Origin of the sequence: Shimia litoralis (assembly GCF_005518135.1) — a bacterium.
Taxonomy (GTDB): Bacteria; Pseudomonadota; Alphaproteobacteria; order Rhodobacterales; family Rhodobacteraceae; genus Shimia_E; species Shimia_E litoralis.
Map to the genome: position 1 here is coordinate 42,892 of NZ_SULI01000010.1, position 17,264 is coordinate 60,155.

Annotated in this window: 20 protein-coding genes and 1 tRNA gene; 6 read left to right on the forward strand and 15 right to left on the reverse strand. The window is 55.0% G+C overall.

What is annotated here, in order from left to right:
• The first annotated feature begins 11 nt into the window (after window positions 1-11).
• A complete protein-coding gene (locus FAP39_RS10055; RefSeq protein ID WP_138016271.1) occupies window positions 12-227 on the forward strand; it encodes a hypothetical protein in 216 nt (71 codons plus the stop codon).
• Here the strand turns inward: FAP39_RS10055 and FAP39_RS10060 are convergent.
• Complete coding sequence (locus FAP39_RS10060) at window positions 224-1,366, reverse strand: MFS transporter (protein WP_138016272.1); 1,143 nt, start codon at window positions 1,364-1,366, stop codon at window positions 224-226. The two genes, FAP39_RS10055 and FAP39_RS10060, sit on opposite strands and share 4 nt — an antisense overlap.
• Before the next feature lie 74 nt (window positions 1,367-1,440).
• On the opposite strand from FAP39_RS10060, the gene FAP39_RS10065 reads away from it, so the two are divergent.
• Complete coding sequence (locus FAP39_RS10065; RefSeq protein ID WP_138016273.1) at window positions 1,441-1,977, forward strand: Lrp/AsnC family transcriptional regulator; 537 nt, start codon at window positions 1,441-1,443, stop codon at window positions 1,975-1,977.
• 3 nt (window positions 1,978-1,980) lie between these two features.
• On the opposite strand, the gene FAP39_RS10070 is transcribed toward FAP39_RS10065, so the two are convergent.
• The 8 genes from FAP39_RS10070 to FAP39_RS10105 form a co-directional block, all read right to left on the reverse strand.
• Window positions 1,981-3,057, reverse strand: a complete 1,077-nt coding sequence (locus tag FAP39_RS10070) for a 2'-deoxycytidine 5'-triphosphate deaminase (RefSeq protein ID WP_138016274.1) — start codon at window positions 3,055-3,057, stop codon at window positions 1,981-1,983.
• A gap of 58 nt (window positions 3,058-3,115) precedes the next feature.
• Window positions 3,116-3,192, reverse strand: a tRNA-Pro gene (locus FAP39_RS10075).
• 59 nt (window positions 3,193-3,251) lie between these two features.
• A complete protein-coding gene (locus tag FAP39_RS17785) occupies window positions 3,252-4,193 on the reverse strand; it encodes a MerR family transcriptional regulator (protein ID WP_246059068.1) in 942 nt (313 codons plus the stop codon).
• A gap of 15 nt (window positions 4,194-4,208) precedes the next feature.
• Window positions 4,209-4,511 carry an integration host factor subunit alpha gene (gene ihfA, locus FAP39_RS10085; RefSeq protein ID WP_138016275.1) on the reverse strand — a complete coding sequence of 101 codons (303 nt, stop codon included), beginning with the start codon at window positions 4,509-4,511 and terminating at the stop codon, window positions 4,209-4,211.
• Window positions 4,512-4,636: 125 nt separating this feature from the next.
• A complete protein-coding gene (locus FAP39_RS10090) occupies window positions 4,637-5,611 on the reverse strand; it encodes a beta-ketoacyl-ACP synthase III (protein WP_138016276.1) in 975 nt (324 codons plus the stop codon).
• Window positions 5,608-6,714: a phosphate acyltransferase PlsX gene (gene plsX, locus FAP39_RS10095; RefSeq protein ID WP_138016277.1), complete on the reverse strand. Its 1,107-nt coding sequence runs from the start codon at window positions 6,712-6,714 to the stop codon at window positions 5,608-5,610. Before plsX ends, FAP39_RS10090 begins: the two co-directional genes overlap by 4 nt.
• 21 nt (window positions 6,715-6,735) lie before the next feature.
• Window positions 6,736-6,942: a 50S ribosomal protein L32 gene (rpmF, locus tag FAP39_RS10100; RefSeq protein ID WP_138016278.1), complete on the reverse strand. Its 207-nt coding sequence runs from the start codon at window positions 6,940-6,942 to the stop codon at window positions 6,736-6,738.
• A gap of 140 nt (window positions 6,943-7,082) precedes the next feature.
• Window positions 7,083-7,646 (reverse strand): YceD family protein, encoded by a 564-nt coding sequence (locus FAP39_RS10105; RefSeq protein ID WP_138016279.1) that lies wholly within the window; start codon window positions 7,644-7,646, stop codon window positions 7,083-7,085.
• Window positions 7,647-7,732: 86 nt separating this feature from the next.
• Between FAP39_RS10105 and FAP39_RS10110 the strand changes: the two genes are divergently transcribed.
• From FAP39_RS10110 to FAP39_RS10120, 3 genes are all read left to right on the forward strand, one after another.
• The gene (locus tag FAP39_RS10110; RefSeq protein ID WP_138016280.1) at window positions 7,733-8,182 is read left to right on the forward strand and encodes an outer membrane protein assembly factor BamE; all 450 of its coding nucleotides are present in this window, start codon (window positions 7,733-7,735) and stop codon (window positions 8,180-8,182) included.
• 75 nt (window positions 8,183-8,257) lie between these two features.
• Window positions 8,258-8,995 (forward strand): GNAT family N-acetyltransferase, encoded by a 738-nt coding sequence (locus FAP39_RS10115; RefSeq protein WP_138016332.1) that lies wholly within the window; start codon window positions 8,258-8,260, stop codon window positions 8,993-8,995.
• 69 nt (window positions 8,996-9,064) lie between these two features.
• Window positions 9,065-10,873: an ABC-F family ATP-binding cassette domain-containing protein gene (locus FAP39_RS10120; protein ID WP_138016281.1), complete on the forward strand. Its 1,809-nt coding sequence runs from the start codon at window positions 9,065-9,067 to the stop codon at window positions 10,871-10,873.
• Between the two features lie 7 nt (window positions 10,874-10,880).
• Here the strand turns inward: FAP39_RS10120 and FAP39_RS10125 are convergent, their stop codons facing one another.
• From FAP39_RS10125 to tyrS, 3 genes are all read right to left on the reverse strand, one after another.
• Entirely contained in the window at window positions 10,881-11,486 is a 606-nt protein-coding gene (locus tag FAP39_RS10125; RefSeq protein WP_138016282.1) for a hypothetical protein, read from the reverse strand.
• Window positions 11,486-12,241 carry an SDR family NAD(P)-dependent oxidoreductase gene (locus FAP39_RS10130; RefSeq protein ID WP_138016283.1) on the reverse strand — a complete coding sequence of 252 codons (756 nt, stop codon included), beginning with the start codon at window positions 12,239-12,241 and terminating at the stop codon, window positions 11,486-11,488. Before FAP39_RS10130 ends, FAP39_RS10125 begins: the two co-directional genes overlap by 1 nt.
• 151 nt (window positions 12,242-12,392) lie before the next feature.
• Complete coding sequence (tyrS, locus tag FAP39_RS10135; protein WP_138016284.1) at window positions 12,393-13,646, reverse strand: tyrosine--tRNA ligase; 1,254 nt, start codon at window positions 13,644-13,646, stop codon at window positions 12,393-12,395.
• A gap of 62 nt (window positions 13,647-13,708) precedes the next feature.
• On the opposite strand from tyrS, the gene FAP39_RS10140 reads away from it, so the two are divergent.
• Window positions 13,709-14,821: an anhydro-N-acetylmuramic acid kinase gene (locus FAP39_RS10140; RefSeq protein ID WP_138016285.1), complete on the forward strand. Its 1,113-nt coding sequence runs from the start codon at window positions 13,709-13,711 to the stop codon at window positions 14,819-14,821.
• Between the two features lie 139 nt (window positions 14,822-14,960).
• On the opposite strand, the gene FAP39_RS10145 is transcribed toward FAP39_RS10140, so the two are convergent.
• The 3 genes from FAP39_RS10145 to FAP39_RS10155 all read right to left on the reverse strand — a co-directional run bounded on the left by FAP39_RS10145 (window position 14,961) and on the right by FAP39_RS10155 (window position 17,192).
• Window positions 14,961-15,398, reverse strand: coding sequence for a cupin domain-containing protein (locus FAP39_RS10145; protein WP_138016286.1), 438 nt, complete (start codon window positions 15,396-15,398; stop codon window positions 14,961-14,963).
• A gap of 44 nt (window positions 15,399-15,442) precedes the next feature.
• Complete coding sequence (locus FAP39_RS10150; RefSeq protein WP_138016287.1) at window positions 15,443-16,342, reverse strand: alpha/beta fold hydrolase; 900 nt, start codon at window positions 16,340-16,342, stop codon at window positions 15,443-15,445.
• Window positions 16,343-16,436: 94 nt separating this feature from the next.
• Window positions 16,437-17,192: a peptidoglycan-binding domain-containing protein gene (locus tag FAP39_RS10155; protein WP_138016288.1), complete on the reverse strand. Its 756-nt coding sequence runs from the start codon at window positions 17,190-17,192 to the stop codon at window positions 16,437-16,439.
• Between the last annotated feature and the right edge of the window lie 72 nt (window positions 17,193-17,264).

Consider the following 17,264-nt stretch of genomic DNA (forward strand, 5'->3'; position numbering starts at 1 on the left):
CCGAGGCCAGTATGAACGCGAACCAATTGATAAACATGGTGACCCGCATGGTAGTGCGCCGTTTCGTGAGCTTTGGGATCGACGCGGGTGTGAATGCGCTGTCAAAAAAGGATAGTGCAGGGCGCGCCACGCCCCAAGACGAGCGCGCCTTACAACAAGATGGCAAGCAAATGTCGACGCGTCTGCGCCAGAGCACACGTGCGTTGCGTCGGTTGGGTCGTTTCTAGGACGCCAGTGTTTGTTTGGCGCGCAGTCGTGACGTGATGGCTTCGCCTGCGCCCAACACAGCAAGGCTTGCGGAAATCCACATACACATTTGAATGCCGTTGAACTCAAAGGCTGGGCGGAACAGAATTGTTGCGCAGAATACACTTAGGTACATCATGGTTGAATTCAGCCCCATGATTGCACCGCGTTGACCTGGATCCAGCATACTAAGACGGCTTACCGTCAGGTTCAGGCCAAGGTGCTGAAGAACACCCCATCCAAACATAGCCGCAATCAGCCAGACATAGTTGGCTTGGACCAAAGACATCCCGACATAGAACACAGACAGTCCGGCAAACACCACCAAAAGCCCACATCGTGGACCGACGCGATCAAGCCAAGGATCAAACAGCATGGCCGCGCCAAAACCCAGACCATAAGAAAGTGTCAGCCAGCCCGCATCGCTCACGCTCCGATCAAGCGCACCAACCAAATGGGCACCCAAGTAGTTGTAAATTCCGTAGAAACCGGTTCCAAGAACCGCGACCGAGAACAAAGCCGGCATAATTCCGGAGACCTTCAACGCGCTGATGGGCGATGTTGCGTGGCCAGATGGGGCGACATGGGGAAAGTGTGTCCGCCGAATGGTGACCAAAATTGCGACCATGCCGATCGAGAGAACACCAAACACAGTTCGCCAGCCCGCCAGCTCGGAGATATAGGCCGAGGCCGTGACACCGCCGACCATCGAAAGGGTCCAGCCGGTCAAGACCATGCCCATTGTCCGGGCCTCCTGGCCTTTGGGGGAGATAATGGCAGCCAGTGAATAGATCGCAGGCAAGGCCATGCCAACGCCGATGCCTGCAATGCCTTGACCAATCGACAGCCACCACAAGCTTGGGGCGGCGGTGCTTAGGCCCAACCCAACAATCACCAGACAAAGCGCCAGCTGCAACGCCTTGGGCGCGCCAACTCGGTCTGCGCGCGACGCAAGCAACAGGGCAGACCCGGCCACTCCGATTCCATAGATCGCCGAGGCAGTCATTACATCGGCTGCCGACCCTGCGCCCAAACCACGCGCTACATCTGCCGCAATGGGGGACAAAATCAGGGAGTTAGCGCCAATGAGGCCAACAGATATCATAAGCAGAAGGATCATATCTCAGTCTCTTGGATTCTCTAACATGGTTCGGCTATTCTGATATCAACAGAACTTCATTCGGGGAATATGGAATGGATCGCGAGCCAGAAGAAACAGATGATGTTCGGCGAAATGCGGGTCGCGGGCGTGCATTGGACAGTTTGGATCGAAAAATATTAGGTGCCTTGAGCGAAGACGCAACACGTAGCTATGCTGATCTCAGCAAAGAGGTGGGCCTATCGGCACCTGCAGTGCATGAACGGGTCAAGCGACTTCGGGCGACGGGCGTGATCAAGCGCACCAGCGCGGATTTACACGGACCGTCCTTGGGCAAGGATTTCTTGGCATTTGTGCATGTCGAGGCCGCTGGCTGGGGCAAAACCGAAGGCATCATGGCGTTGGGAGAGTTACCAGAAGTCGAAGAAGTGCACGCAGTGACAGGCGACACCGGTCTTATTCTAAAGGTACGGATGGATTGTCCAGAAGCCATGGAGGGCTTCCTGTGGCGTCTGTATGATATGCCGGGCGTCAGAGGTACGCGCACTTATGTTGTGCTGTCGACGCATCTTGAAAGAGGCGTTCAAGCGGGAATTACACCGGATTTGTCACAGGGGGATAACCTGAAATAGGGGTTATAACGCCTTGAAGTGTTTCGATAGTTTTAGACCCTGACCCTGATAGTTGGATGAGATACCTGACCCATACAGTTGGGTTGGGACATCTGCCATACGTTCATACACCAACCGGCCGACCACTTGGCCATGCTCCAACACAAACGGCGCTTCGTGACAGCGGACTTCCAGCACGCCGCGCGATCCAGAACCACCAGCTGCGTCATGCCCAAATCCCGGATCAAAAAAGCCAGCATAGTGAACCCGAAACTCTCCGACCATCGCCAGATAGGGGGCCATTTCGGCTGCGAAAGCTGGCGGTATGTGAACCGCTTCTCGGCTTACAAGGATGTAAAATGCACCGGGATCAAGAATGATCATACCATCTGCACTGCGCACCTCTTCCCAGTATTCGGCTGGGTCGTAATGACCAATTTTGTCTAGATCAATCACCCCTGTGTGGGGTTTGGCACGATAGCCGACCAAATCGCCCTGAGTGGGCTCAAGATCAACGGAAAAGCCAAGACCGTCATCGATGACCGCGTCGCCATCGACCAACGGGCTACGGTCGTGCAGCACAGCGAGATCCTGATCGGACAGGATGCTTTGTCCGGCACGGAACCGAATTTGATTCAGGCGCATGCCCGGACGTACAAGGACGGAAAATGAACGAGGGCAGATTTCGGCATACAACGGCCCAGAATATCCGGTTGGGATGCGGTCAAACTCAACACCACCATCTGTAATGGTGCGAGTCAGCAGATCAAGCCGTCCAGTCGAACTCTTGGCATTTGCGACGGCTTGCACACCTTCGGTTAGGTCAAGAGACTCCATAAGGGGCACAACATAGACACAGCCCTTTTCCAACACGGCGCCATCAGACAGGTCAATGCGATGCATTTCGAACTCTGACAGGCGATCCTGAACCGAACGATCTGCGCCTGCTAAAAAGGATGCACGCACACGATAAGCGACCATGCCCAGTCGAAGATCAAGGCTAGCGGGTTGGATTTGTTCTGCGAGCACGGGGTGCGTGGCAGTGATCTCGCCTGAATTCACCATTTCTTCAATGGCTTGGCTTGGCAATACACCTGTCATCGTCGTCTCCCCGGATATGCAAAACGCCCGGGCCTTACGGCACGCGGGCGATTTTGTATGGTCGGGCTAGCAGGACTCGAACCTGCGACCTTCCGTCCCCCAGACGGACGCGCTACCAGGCTGCGCCATAGCCCGACGATGGGCTGTTCATAGCGAATTTGGGGGCAGGGGCAAGTCAAAAAGCACAACTTTTTTCAGGCATCCACGCTTTGGGTCATCCGGTCACGCAGGGTCCTCAACTGGGCAAGTACTGCCTGAGCTTGCGGCCTGTTGGTGGCTGACACGCCAGAACTTGAGGCAAGGGTTGTCAAAACAGAGGTGTCGCTCGTTGAAAAATCTGGAGCGTCAGGTGTCTCTGATGTCTTAACTGGGTCGGATTCGGGCGCCTCTTTTGGTTCGTCGACAGGCTGAGCATCTGTGTCGTCGGTCAAAGCCCTGACTGGAGCGGCTGATTCTACAGGCGTGTGTTCGGCGTTTGAGTCAGAAACTTCATCACGCGCGGGCTCAGAAGTTTGAGTGTCGATGGCCGGCTTGGTCTCTGCTGGGGGGATGCTTGCACGCTGAACAAATGCAGGAATAGACTCACTCGGAGGGATGTCGGATGAAGGTTCTGGCGTATCGGCGATCTCTGGCGTGCTTTCGTTCTGAGAAGAACTTTTTGCCTGAAAAAGATCGGCGATCGGCGGCGAATCTTCGGGCGTGTCCTGTGGCGTGGCTTGCGCGTCGGGTACCGGTGTCGTGTCTGACGCTGGCTGAGACGTGGCAAAGTTCAATACGGTGCCGCGCTCGTCGTTAGTGTCAGGCGTGTCCTCAGAAATCTCGGGCGTGGCGATCTCCTGAGTGATCTCTTCGTGGTCATCAAGAAGCGGGGAAAGGGAAGACACATGTTTCACGCCCTTCTCGCGCAGAAGCTTCTGCACGCCTTTGATTGTAAGGCCATCATCATGCAGTAACTTTTTGATACCACCCAACAAAAGCATATCGGCAGGGCGGTAATATCGACGGCCGCCCGCACGCTTGACGGGCTTAACCTGCGTGAATTTGCTCTCCCAAAACCGGAGAACATGCGATTGCGTATCCAGCCAATCAGCAACTTCGCTGATCGTGCGAAAGGCGTCTCTGGATTTACTGCCCATCGCTCTTGCTCCGTTTTAGCTTTTGTTGCCGTCTGCAACGCGGTCTTTCATGAGGTGTGACGGACGAAATGTCAAAACCCGGCGTGGATTAATTGGCACTTCTTGGCCCGTTTTCGGGTTGCGGCCAATCCGGGCGGCTTTATCGCGGATGCTAAAGGTGCCAAACGACGAAATCTTGACCTGCTCGCCCTGAACCAATGCATCGGACATATGCGCGAGAACACTTTCAACCAATTGCGAAGAATCGTTGCGTGACAGGCCAACCTCTCGGAATACGGCCTCGCTTAGATCCATGCGTGTCATTGTTTTTTCGGTCATTGTCGTTCCCCCTCGCTTATTTACAGCAACTGTAGGGGGAAGCAATTTTACGAGTCAATATCAACCACTTGGAAAGGGCTGTTTATCTGTGAATATGGTCACATTGATAGGGAAAGTTCACGGCCTTACCAGCGTAAGGCCACGGTTCCCCACGCTAAACCGCCGCCAATGGCCTCGGTTACCAACAGATCACCGGTCTTGATTTGACCTTTTTCGACGCCAACCGACAGTGCAAGCGGGATTGATGCGGCAGATGTGTTGCCATGATCCTGTACGGTGACAATGACACGATCCATTGGCACGCCCATCTTTTTGGCAGTGCCCTGAATGATGCGAATATTGGCTTGATGTGGGACAATCCAATCGACGTCGTCGTCGGACAGGCCGATTTTTTCAAGGGCTGTGTGCGCGGTTGATGTCAACTTTTCGACGGCTTGGCGGAACAATGCGTTGCCTTGCATGCGCAGTTTACCTGCCTCGCCATTTGTCGACACACCCCCATCCACAAACAACATATCTTTGAAACGGCCATCAGAATTCAGATCGGCCGACAGAATACCGCGATCATCAGAGGTGCCGTTGCCAACTTGGGCTTCGACGATCAATGCGCCTGCACCATCCCCAAACAGCACGCATGTTCCGCGATCTGTCCAGTCCATGATACGGCTAAAGGTTTCCGCCCCGATAACCAAAACCGTTTTGCATTGCCCTGACAGAATCAGCGCGTTGGCGTTGGTCAGCGCAAAAACGAATCCGGCACATACCGCTTGGACATCAAATCCAAAGCCTTGCGTCATACCCAGTTTGCTCTGAACCATTGTCGCCACAGACGGGAAGGTCAAATCAGGCGTCGATGTCGCGACCACGATGGCGTCGATGTCATCGGGCTGCATGCCGGCATTGGTCAGAGCTGCTTTTGCCGCGTGCACAGCAAGATCAGACGTCGTTTCGCCATCGGCGGCGAAATGACGTCGCTCGATACCAGATCTGCTCCGAATCCATTCGTCGGATGTATCAAGCGTCTGTTCGAATTCCGAGTTTGGAACAATTCGTTCGGGCAAATAATGCCCAACGCCTTTTACGACGGCGCGTAGAGTCATGATGTTGTTCCGTTATTGTCCTTTGACATCGGGTCATCTTGGGGCAGGCTTACGGCGGATGCAACCCGCGCAGCCAGTTTTTCCGAGAAGCCAGACTGTGACAATTTGAACGCCAGTTTTACCGCAGCTGACACACCGGTCGCATCGGCGCTGCCGTGCGATTTAACCACAGTGCCATTCAGACCCAAGAAAACGCCGCCATTCACCCGTCTGGGGTCAATGCGTTCGTTCAGGCGGTTTAGGGATGTATATGCCAAGAGCGCGGCGAGGCGCGACAAAGGCGAGTATTTAAAGGCTTCCCGCAACAGACTGCCGATCAGGCTTGCAGTACCTTCACCCGTTTTTAGGGCGATATTGCCAGTGAAACCATCGGTGATGATGACATCCGCCACATCTCCGGGGATGTCACCGCCTTCGACAAAACCGACAAAATCAAATTCTGCCGCATCCGCATTTTGCGTAATCAGGTCATGCGCCAACTTAAGCTCGGCGCGGCCTTTGTGTTCTTCGGTGCCGACATTCAACAGGCCAATGCGCGGGCGCTTTAGCTCCATGCCGTTGCGCGCATAAGATGCGCCCATCAAAGCATATTGAAGCAAATCTTGCTCGTCGGCGCGAATATCTGCTCCGACATCAAGCATGATGTTAAAGCCTTGCGCGCTGCGAGAGGGCCACAACACAGCAATCGCAGGGCGGTTCACACCGGGCAATTTCCGCAGGCGCACAACAGATAGCATCATCAACGCACCTGTGTTGCCACAGGACACACAGACGTCTGCTTCTTTGGCGCGCACAGAATCAATTGCAGACCACATGGATGTGGCCTTGCCGTTACGCATCACATGGCTGGGTTTGTCTTCCATAGACACCACATCTTGGGCGTCGCGAATCTCGACACGCCCGGCCAGTGGTTTCTTTTTGGCGACAAGCTTTTCAAGCGTGGCCTTGGGGCCATGCAAGATAAAGCGGATATCTGGATTCACCTTGGCCGAACGCGAAATGCCGGCAACAACAGCTGCCGGCCCGCGATCGCCACCCATGGCGTCAACAGAGATTGTGGTGCGTCCGGCACCCGATTTCGGGTTTTCGCTAAGAGCGGTCATGCGGACGCAATCCCAGTTGGTTTATGCCGCGTCTTCGTCCAGATCGACGTCATCGACCATGGCGACAACTTCACGGTCGTCGTACTGACCGCAAGAGGCACATACGTGGTGGGGGCGCTTGAGCTCACCACAGTTAGGGCATTCATTCGGGTTCGCGGCAACCAATGCATCATGTGCACGACGGTTGTTGCGGCGCGATTTCGAAACTTTGTTCTGCTGGACAGCCATTGTCGCAACCTTCGATTTACTGGGGCATCGAGCCCGATTTCCTGAGCGTTCCGAGGCTTTACGCGGAACGCGCGGCCAAGTCCAACTCTAAATTCCAATGAGCGCGCGAAAATACTGTGAATTTCGCAAGACGCAAGGGGTTATTTTTCCCCGTCTCCTGACAGCTTGCCACGCAAACTCGCGAGGCCAGCAAAGGGGCGGGAATCTTCGTCCGTCATGGCCTTTTTCCCCGGCTCCGTAAAGACTGTTTCTTTCAGATCGGCATTTTCTGCGCGCGGATACAGCGGCACATTCAACGCAAGCGCTTCTGCGAGAATGTCCATCACATCGATATGTGTGCCCAAAAGCTCGGCATTTTCGTCCTCTGGCATCTCGATTTCTTCGACCTCGTCGTCGTCGAATGTTTCAATTTGGGCCAAATACCGCCGCGTGACATCTGCTTCGACGCGTGTGGTCACGGGGGCTAACGTGACCACACAGGGCTGTACGACTGTGGCGCCTAGGTGCCCTTCCAAGCTCCAGTCGGCTTTATCAAGGGCACTGATTTGGCCTTGGAATGTCACCTTTCGCAGGTCAGATACCTTAAGGGTTTCGCAAAGCGCTTTGAGAAAATCCGAATCCGGGCGCAGTGAAAACCGTGTCGGGCTGCGTTGGGACAGGTCTGCAACGCGATACGGGGCAATATGGGCTGTCTCTCCGGTCATGTGTTTGGCGCTTCCATTCTTGAACCAAGGGGATTGTTTCTGTAAGCGGGATAGAAGGCGATGCGAGCCAAGACAAGAGGGCAGTTATGACGGCAAGATCGAAACGTTGGAAACTGGCGATACTGGGGCTTTGCCTGACGGTGGTTGTGGCTTGCACGACGCAGTACCGAAATCACGGGTATGTTCCGCTCGAAGAAGACTTGGCGAAACTCAAGGTGGGTGTCGACACAAGAGATTCGGTTGCCGAAGCTGTGGGCACGCCGTCTGCGGGTGGGGTTCTGAACAAAAGCGGCTATTATTACGTACGTACGCGGGTCAGACATTATGGTGCGAGACGTCCCAAAGTCTTGGAGCGCCAGATGGTTGCGATCACATTCGATTCTTCTGAGCGTGTAAAAAAGATCGCACGATACAATTTGGAAGACGGACAAGAGGTGCCGATTGCTCGGCGTGTGACCGATAATGGGATCGAAGACGAGTCAGTCTTGAAAAAGGTATTGGGAAATATCGGAAACATTTCTCCGACTGGTTTCTAGAGAAACACCGATTTGTCATTCTGATGTTGCAAGTTTTCCTCTATGTTTGGGGAATAATGAGTGCGGAGCATCAAAATGGTCGGGGTGATCAAAGGGCAATACAGAGCGCGTCACGCCATCACAGACCAAGATGTCCAAGCGGCGCAGCGACTGCGTCGGCTTAGCTTTCTTGGGTATGATGATGGTGTACTGGATTGCGATGCAATTGATCCTCGCTGTACGCATATGTTGGTCGAAGAGATATCAAGCGGCACTTTGGTCTGTTGCTTTCGCTATCTGCCGCTTGAAAACGGTACAGAGATTGATCGCACATATTCGGCGCAGTTTTACGAACTTAGTGCATTGCGTGCCTTCGAAGGCACCATGGTCGAAATGGGACGGTTCTGCGTGCATCCGGACTATCACGATCCTGATATTGTGCGTGTCGCTTGGGCGGCAATGACGCGATATGTCGATGAAAACTCGGTTGATATGTTGTTTGGATGTTCTTCGTTTCTTGGAACGGATGCAGGTGCCTATTTTGATTCGTTTGCAGTTTTGCGGGATCGGCATCTGGCCCCCAAGCGCTGGTTGCCCAAAATCAAAGCCCCAAATGTATTCCAGTTTGCAGCGCGGTTGCGGCGCAAACCTGATTTGAAACTGGCACAGTTGCGCATGCCACCTTTGTTGCGGACCTATCTTTTGATGGGGGGCTGGGTCAGCGACCACGCTGTGGTGGACCACGAGCTGAACACGCTTCATGTTTTTACCGGACTTGAGATTCGCGCAATTCCGGCCAGCCGCAAGCGATTGTTGCGAATCATGGCTGCTTGATGTGGGTATTTTTCCAAACACGGCTCTGGGTTGGTTGACCTGACCCTGTCTCCGGTTTAGCCCGAGAGCATGGCACGTATACCCTTATTACAAATGAACGGCATTTCCCTGACCTTTGGTGGAGATCCGATATTCAATGGCTTGGACCTTGTGGTGCAGCCCGGTGATCGCGTGGCGCTTGTCGGGCGCAACGGGTCCGGAAAATCCACGCTGATGAAGGTCATGGCCGGTCTTGTAGAGCCAGATCTTGGGGACATTGTCGTGCCGCCCGGCAATTCCGTGGGGTACATGGAACAAGATCCTGACATGAGCGGATATGCGACGTTGGGCGATTTTGCCTCGGCAGGTTTGGATGCTGGCGAAATGTACAAGGTCGAACGAGCAGGCGAGGGGCTCAAGTTTGATCCTGCCCGTCCCGTAGACACCGCGTCAGGCGGAGAACGGCGCCGCGCGGCGCTGGCACGCCTGATGGCCGAAGCACCGGATCTGATGTTGTTGGACGAACCCACCAACCATTTGGATATCGAAGCGATTGCTTGGCTTGAAAATGAACTGGCAACGACCCGCACTGCCTATGTGCTGATTTCGCACGACAGGGCATTTTTACGTGCACTTACCCGTGCAACTCTTTGGATTGACAGGGGAATGGTGCGGCGCCAGGAAAAAGGCTTTGATGCGTTCGAGGCGTGGCGTGACAAAACCTGGGAAGATGAAGACATGCAGCGCCACAAGCTGGATCGTAAGATCAAGTCAGAGGCGCGGTGGGCGGTTGAAGGCATCAGTGCACGCCGTAAGCGCAATCAGGGGCGCGTGCGTGCCTTGGGTGATCTGCGCGCGGAACGCTCTTCGATGATTCGGCGCCAAGGCGGGGCGGCTATGGCGCTTCAGGCGGGGACCAAGTCTGGCAAAAAGGTGATGGATGCAAAATCGATCACCAAGGAATTTGGCGAAAAGTCGATTGTGCAAGAGCTGTCTTTGACGGTGCAGCGCGGCGATCGAATCGCTTTTGTCGGGCCAAATGGTGTTGGCAAAACCACGTTGATCAAGCTGTTGATGGGGGAAATTGCCCCCGATAGCGGCACCGTGACCTTAGGCACGAACTTGATGCCTGCCGTCTTTGATCAGGCACGCGCGCAACTTGATCCGGACATGACCCTTTGGGACAGTCTGACGGGCGATCCGGATATGCGTGTCTCGGGTAAGGCGGATCAGATCATGGTACGCGGCATGCCGCGCCATGTGGTGGGATACCTCAAGGAATTCCTGTTTGATGAACGTCAGGCGCGCGCACCGGTTCGGTCTTTGTCTGGGGGCGAAAAAGCCAGATTGCTTTTGGCCAAACTGATGGCCAAGGAAAGCAACGTTTTGGTGATGGATGAACCGACCAACGATCTGGACGTTGAAACGCTGGATCTGCTGCAAGAGTTGTTGGATGACTATGACGGCACTGTGCTGTTGGTGAGCCACGACCGCGATTTTCTGGATCGCGTGGCGACGACAACTGTGGCAATGGAAGGCGATGGGCAGGCCACGGTTTATGCGGGCGGCTGGAGCGATTATCGCGCGCAGCGCGGCGAAGATGCCCCTAAGAAAGAAAGCAAGTCCAAGCAAAAAGCATCTGTGGTGTCCAAGCAGGCAACAGCCCCCCAAGACGGACTGTCGTTTACAGAGAAACATCGGCTTGATGCGCTGCCCGGTATCATAGAACGGCTTCAGGCCGAGATTGCCAAACTCGAAGAGTTCATGTCAGACCCCGAGATGTTTTCCAAGGAACCGGTCAAGTTTCAGAAAGCGACGGATGCTTTGGTGGAACGTCACAATGCGCTTTCGGATGCAGAGGAAGAGTGGCTCGTGCTTGAGGAAAAAGCCGAAGGCTAGGGCGCTGTCAGGTCTCTACGATGCGCGGAGAAACTTGATACCCTTCGCGCAAGGCAATCAGGCTTGGGCCGGGTGTTAACACGCGGGTTTCGCCCGATTTTGGCCGTGTCAGAGGGGGGAGATAGCCGCTCGGCTGATAGGGAAACAGGGCATCTTGCCAGATCAGCGCAGGCTGACCAGTGTCCATTTGGACAAAGGTGCCATCCGGCAGGTCATCAAAGTGCCGGATCGCGCGACGCTGTCCAAATGTTCGCGGAACGGCGCGGGCCTGATGCAGTTTTTGATCAAAGATTGCAATTGGCCCCGCATGGTTTGCTGCTGCAAGAAAGGCCTTATAGGCCGCACGTCGGCATTCCCCGCAGGGGCGGTGACCTGCGGCAAGTGCCACGGGTTCGTCAAAGAAAAACAGTTCGGTGTAATGGCGCGGCGCCATAAGTGGGCGTTTTCGGTTTTTGAAGTCCGTCAGGCAACACACCCAAGCCTGATGTCGCCAGCGGACATGTCTCAACTGGCGATCATCGGTATGTAATATTCCGCGATTGCCCATAAATTGCCCGCGTACGGGAACGGCCAATATGTCCGATGTGGGCTGAACGCGGTTTTGCAGTGGCATTACTGCATGCGCAGGGCACCATCGATCCGAATGACTTCGCCGTTCATATACCCGCATTCTACGATGAATTGGGCAAGGCGGGCGTATTCGTTCGGGTCACCCAGTCGTTTGGGGCAGGTCACATCTTGTGACAGGGTGTCGATGATCTCTTGTCCCAACCCGATCAGCATGGGCGTCAAGAAAATGCCCGGGGCAATGGCCATGACACGAATGCCGTATTTTGCCAGATCGCGTGACATCGGCAGAGAAAGACCGACAATCCCGCCTTTCGAGGCGGCATACGCGGCTTGGCCACGTTGACCATCCATGGCCGCGATGGAGGCCGTGTTGATGATGACACCGCGCGCACCGTCCTGATCCGGGTCGTTGTCTGCCATGGCTTCGGCGGCGAGACGTCCAACGTTGAAGCTTCCGACCAGATTGATATCGATTGTTTGCTTAAAGGTGCCAAGCGGATGCGGGCCTTTGCGCCCCAACGTAGCAACCGCAGGGGCGATCCCCGCACAGTTCACGGCGGCATTGATGCCCCCCATGGCCTCTTTGGCTTGTGCAATTCCTGCCGCGACCGAGTCTTCGTCGGTGACGTCGACCTTGTGAAATGTCCCGCCCAATTCGGCCGCAACTTTTTGACCTAGCTCTTCGTTCAAGTCGAATATGGCAACTTTTGCGCCGTTTGCTGCAAAATGGCGGGCGGTTGCCTCGCCGAGGCCGGACGCGCCTCCGGTAATGATGGCAGCTGTGGTGTCGAGTTTCATAGGGGGAACCTCCGAAGGCCTTGGGAAATGAACATGTGTTCAGATAGCCGAGGCCGTGGTCACCTGTCCAGTGGGTAGAAACGCGGGAGCTGCTGGCCGCCTGATATCAGGCCGGATGGGCCGGCCCCCTCGCGGGGGCGGGCCATGTGATCTACGTGTCGAGTTGCACCAGACTGTGGCGCTTTTTGCCTGCGCTCAACTTGATCGGAGAGGCCAACGCCGCCGCATCAATCATCAAACCAGCATTGGTCAGCGGCGCGTCATCAAGCTTGGCACCGTTTTCAGCGATCAACCGCTTGGCTTCCTTGCCTGTTTTTGCAAGGCCGGATTTCACGATCAACTGGACAATTGAAATCCCGTCGGCAACGTCGGCGGCGGTTAAGGTCAGTGTCGGCAAATCATCGCCAACGCCGCCTTTTTCGAACACTTCACGTGACGTGGCGTGCGCTGCGGCGGCTGCTTCGGCACCATGGCACAGCGTTGTGACCTCGTTGGCCAGAACGATCTTGGCGTCGTTAATCTCCGAGCCTTCCAGCGCTCCAAGACGCTCACATTCATCGATCGGAAGCTCTGTGTACAATTTGAGGAACCGACCGACATCAGCGTCGGTGGTATTGCGCCAGAACTGCCAAAACTCGTAAGGCGAGCGCATGTCAGCATTTAGCCAGACAGCACCGTCTTGGGATTTGCCCATCTTCTTACCATCTGATGTGGTCAAAAGCGGCGATGTAAGGCCAAATATCTGATTGTCGATCACACGGCGTGTCAGGTCGATTCCGTTGACAATATTGCCCCATTGGTCGCTGCCGCCCATTTGCAGCAAGCAACCGTATCGACGGTTCAGCTCAAGGAAATCATAGGCCTGCAGGATCATATAGTTGAATTCGAGGAACGACAGAGACTGCTCGCGGTCGATGCGTGATTTGACCGATTCAAACGCCAACATGCGGTTGACCGAGAAATGCCGCCCGATATCGCGCAAGAACTCGAGATAGTTCAGGTTGTCGAGCCATTCAGCATTGTTGAGCATCAACGCGTCGCTTGGGCCATCGCCATAGGTCACATATTTGGCAAACACCTGTTTGATACCGCTGATATTGCTGTCAATTTGGTCTGCGGTCAAAAGCGGGCGCTCATCGGCGCGAAACGACGGATCTCCGACCTTGGTTGTGCCGCCGCCCATCAAGGTAATGGGCTTGTGTCCGGTTTTTTGTAGCCAACGCAGCATCATGATCTGAATCAGGCTACCGACGTGCAGGGACTTTGCCGTTGCATCGAAGCCGATATAGGCTGGCACCACGCCATTCATCAAAGCCTCGTCAAGCGCCTGATAATCGGTACAATCCGCTAGAAAGCCGCGTTCCATCATCACGCGGATGAATTCCGATTTGGGGTGGTAGGTCATGGTATCGGTCCCGTATTATGTGCCGGCTGTGTATAGGCGGCGTTGAGGCAAAGGAAAAGGCCATGTTGAAGGCCAAATCAGGCAAAGATACACTTCGCGCCCTCGGTGCGATGTCTGGAACGTCATTGGATGGGGTGGATGCGGCCATCGTCGAGACCGATGGCACGGTCATCACAGGCTTTGGTGCACACGCATATAGGCCGTACACTGGCGCGGAACGCCAGTGTTTGACCGCTGCTCTTGGGCAATGGTTTGGCCCACAGGTCGAGGCCGCGACAGATGTGATCGACGCGGTGCACCAAGAGGTTCTGTCCGACTTTCCGGACGTGGACCTGATTGGGTTTCATGGTCAGACCCTTGCGCATGATCCGCGAGGGCGCGGCACGCTTCAGGTTGGAAATGGCGCGGTTTTGGCACAAGCCTTGGGGGTCCCCGTCGTGTCTGACTTTCGGTCGTCCGATGTCGAATTAGGTGGCGAAGGCGCACCGTTGGCACCGTTTTTCCATTTCGCCTGTGCAAAATGGATAGGGGCGCAGGCGCCATTGTGTTTTCTGAACCTTGGGGGCGTTGGCAACATCACGTGGGTGGACCCACGCCAACCTGCGCCCGAAGCTGAAGGGGCGCTGCTGGCATTTGACACAGGTCCTGCCAATGCGCCACTCAATGATCTGATGCGCGAACGTCTTGGTTTGGATTGTGATTTTGATGGATCAATTGCAATGCAAGGAACCGTTGAAACAGGGGCTCTCGAGTTGTTTCTGGCCGAGGCGTATTTTTCGAAAATTCCACCAAAGTCGTTGGATAGAAATGATTTTTCTGAAATGATTGAATTGGTTCGAGAACTGTCCGATGCGGATGCAGCGGCAACGCTGACGGCCATGTGTGCCACCGGGGTTGCTGCTGGCATGACGCATTTACCGGCCCCTCCCGAAAAAGTTTTGGTCACGGGGGGCGGGCGAAAGAACCCCGTATTGATGGAAATGTTGCGGGTGTCCTTGGATTGCCCGGTTGTTCCAGTGGAAGACGTCGGTCTTGATGGGGACATGCTTGAAGCACAGGCATTTGCATATCTTGCTGTTCGTGTGGCCAAGGGCTTGCCAACCTCTTGTCCCAGCACAACGGGTGTGGGCGCATTGGTTGGCGGCGGTCTCCTTAGTCAGCCCGACGGAAAATAGCGCGCGCGCACTGGGCGGCCTTATTCAAGCGGGGTGCATGCGTGGCATGCACGCAGGATATGCTTTGCCCTTGCAGGGGCAAAGCGCGGCTGGAGCCCTGCCAATTTCGTCCGAATGTTTCCGGGGCTGGGTGGTGTTGTTACAGGCGTGGAATGTCAAAGCCGGGCGGGGCGAGAGTGAAAGCGTCAAATTCAAACGCAGGCGACACTGTGCAACCAACCAGAGTCCAAGCCCCCAACGTGCGCGCGGCCTGCCAATGATGTTCTGGGACAATCAGCTGCGGGGACTGTCCTTCTCCAATATCCGGGCCAAGAATATCATCGGTCGCAGGACCATGGTCGGTTTCAGATCGCGACAACACCAACGGGGCGCCCGCGTAATAGTGCCAGATTTCAGTGGCATCGACCTTGTGCCAGTGACTTGATCCGCCATCCTTGAGTAAGAAATAGATGCTGGTGCCCACGGACCGGCCCGTTTCATGGCCCGACGCGATCCATGTTTGACGGTAAAATCCGCCTTCTGGGTGTGGTTGAAGGTCAAGGCGGGAAATAATTTGATCGGCGGTGAGGTTTTGCATAGGTGCGGCCCGTTTCCAAGGATGCAAACTTGTGACCTACATCCTCACGCTTTGGCAAGGCCCTTGGCTGGATCGGCCGTCGAGTTGGCCAGCTGAGTGACAGCTTCTAACGTGGCTTTGGCGGCCGCATCAGGCGCTTCTAATGGCAATAGATGCCCATGTGTTGGCATGTGCGTGATTTCGATATCCGGCCGTTTGGCTTTGAGCTTGGCCGTGGTTTCCGGCGCGCTAAAGAAGCTGGGTTTTGCCATGATAATATGTGTGGGGACTGACAGGCGCGTCAAAGCAGGAAGGGAATATGGCGCGGTCAAATAGTTGTGGTTTTCCCAGTGTCGCGGGTATTCCAGCACAAGTCCTGACTCGTGCGGGGTGGTCGTCTCGGTCACAAGATGGCGCAGCTGCGCATCGTCAAAGCGTTTATAAACAGGGTCTTGCCGCATATGTGAAAACGCATGTTCGGGATCAGACCATGTCGTGTGCCGGCGCAAGGCATTGTCCACGACCTTGATCCGGTGGCGGTAGCGGTAAGGCAGGCTGTGCAAAAGTGCAGCATTCATCCGCTTGGCTCCAGCAGGTTCAATAAGTACCAGCGCGCGAAACAAATCGGGGCGCGCATTTGCAGCATAGGCGGTTGCAATAGCCCCCATCGAATGCCCAACAGCAAGGATAGGCCCGAGGTTCTGGTGATCAAGCCAAGCAATCAGATCATCGCCGTATTGCCGCCAGCCTTTGCGCGCGACCGGCATCGGCTGGGTGGGCCACAATGGCCGCATTTTCAGCGCGCTGACGGCATAGTGCGGGGTTAAATGAGACAAGAACGGCATGTAGCATTCCGGACCAAAGCCGTTTGCATGATAAAAGTGTAATGCTGGTCCGTTATCGGACAGGTTCAATGCGGTCGCTGTGTGCGGGCCATGAGGTGTCTGGATTTCAGTATGCAACATGCGCGATCCTGTGTGTGTCTTTCGACAAAGTTAGGACAGACAGAGTTGTGTGAACATGATGACGTCACGTGAGCGGAGCTACCCCGTGCCTTGTTCAAAGCGTATCGGATAGGCGCGTATACAACGTATCCAGTTTCTCTGGTGCAAGCATGTGCTTTGTTGCAAAGGCGATTTCTGCACCAATCATGATGTCGCCATACACGCCATCAATAGGCCCTTGGTAATACCCTGCAAGTTCAAGCAACCGCTGGCGCAGAACCACACACGCTTTATTCTCTGGATCAAACAACATTGCATTTTTCATGCTTAGTTGCGTGGCAAAATGTGTCGGGAGCGCCTTTGGGGACGTGATATTGAGTGCACAATTTGTCGAAAAATTAGGGCGGGTTAAGTAATGATCCAGCGCGACCCCAAAAATCCCTGTCGCCGCGACCACGCCCGCTACCGCCACAATGCGCTCGAACTTTCCAGAGACACAGCCAAAGCGTACAGACGGGACATGATCTAACAGAATTATGACATCCTGAGAGGGCGCAAAGACGGACGACGCCAACACATCATCGGCAACGTTTCGGGTGGCGAAAATAGTTCGGCGTATGGCCTCGTGATCGTTTCCATCAGGGGGGCGATGCATTTTAGAGTTTGAAGACTTAGCCCAATCAGTTGCGGTCAAAATTGTACGCGAGGCAAACAAGGTTTCCATCGCGGTTTTGTAGATGTCTTCGGGGAAGGCGTCCGGGGCGGCAGCGAGGTCAAATGGGTGCTTGGCAAGAAAGTCCAGTGTAAGCGTATATATTTCATAACCAGACGATGTGACCACGCGATACTCTCCAAGCTTGTCCTTGTGCATACTAAGCTTAGGATTGCACAGAGGTTAGCTGGCTCACAATAAAAAAGGCCCCGCGAACATCGCGAGGCCTGA

Coding starts and splice junctions, on each gene's coding strand:
- plsX (WP_138016277.1), bottom strand. CDS start 6,714: ATGACCGCTCTTAGCGAAAACCCGAAATCGGGTGCCGGACGCACCACA.
- FAP39_RS10150 (WP_138016287.1), bottom strand. CDS start 16,342: ATGTTGCATACTGAAATCCAGACACCTCATGGCCCGCACACAGCGACC.
- FAP39_RS10120 (WP_138016281.1), top strand. CDS start 9,065: ATGGCACGTATACCCTTATTACAAATGAACGGCATTTCCCTGACCTTT.
- FAP39_RS10070 (WP_138016274.1), bottom strand. CDS start 3,057: ATGACAGGTGTATTGCCAAGCCAAGCCATTGAAGAAATGGTGAATTCA.
- FAP39_RS10090 (WP_138016276.1), bottom strand. CDS start 5,611: ATGACTCTACGCGCCGTCGTAAAAGGCGTTGGGCATTATTTGCCCGAA.
- FAP39_RS10105 (WP_138016279.1), bottom strand. CDS start 7,646: ATGACCGGAGAGACAGCCCATATTGCCCCGTATCGCGTTGCAGACCTG.
- FAP39_RS10060 (WP_138016272.1), bottom strand. CDS start 1,366: ATGATCCTTCTGCTTATGATATCTGTTGGCCTCATTGGCGCTAACTCC.
- FAP39_RS10130 (WP_138016283.1), bottom strand. CDS start 12,241: ATGAAACTCGACACCACAGCTGCCATCATTACCGGAGGCGCGTCCGGC.
- FAP39_RS10145 (WP_138016286.1), bottom strand. CDS start 15,398: ATGCAAAACCTCACCGCCGATCAAATTATTTCCCGCCTTGACCTTCAA.
- FAP39_RS10155 (WP_138016288.1), bottom strand. CDS start 17,192: ATGCACAAGGACAAGCTTGGAGAGTATCGCGTGGTCACATCGTCTGGT.
- FAP39_RS10055 (WP_138016271.1), top strand. CDS start 12: ATGAACGCGAACCAATTGATAAACATGGTGACCCGCATGGTAGTGCGC.
- FAP39_RS10115 (WP_138016332.1), top strand. CDS start 8,258: ATGGTCGGGGTGATCAAAGGGCAATACAGAGCGCGTCACGCCATCACA.
- FAP39_RS10125 (WP_138016282.1), bottom strand. CDS start 11,486: ATGCCACTGCAAAACCGCGTTCAGCCCACATCGGACATATTGGCCGTT.
- tyrS (WP_138016284.1), bottom strand. CDS start 13,646: ATGACCTACCACCCCAAATCGGAATTCATCCGCGTGATGATGGAACGC.
- rpmF (WP_138016278.1), bottom strand. CDS start 6,942: ATGGCTGTCCAGCAGAACAAAGTTTCGAAATCGCGCCGCAACAACCGT.
- FAP39_RS10065 (WP_138016273.1), top strand. CDS start 1,441: ATGGATCGCGAGCCAGAAGAAACAGATGATGTTCGGCGAAATGCGGGT.
- ihfA (WP_138016275.1), bottom strand. CDS start 4,511: ATGACCGAAAAAACAATGACACGCATGGATCTAAGCGAGGCCGTATTC.
- FAP39_RS10110 (WP_138016280.1), top strand. CDS start 7,733: ATGACGGCAAGATCGAAACGTTGGAAACTGGCGATACTGGGGCTTTGC.
- FAP39_RS17785 (WP_246059068.1), bottom strand. CDS start 4,193: ATGGGCAGTAAATCCAGAGACGCCTTTCGCACGATCAGCGAAGTTGCT.
- FAP39_RS10140 (WP_138016285.1), top strand. CDS start 13,709: ATGTTGAAGGCCAAATCAGGCAAAGATACACTTCGCGCCCTCGGTGCG.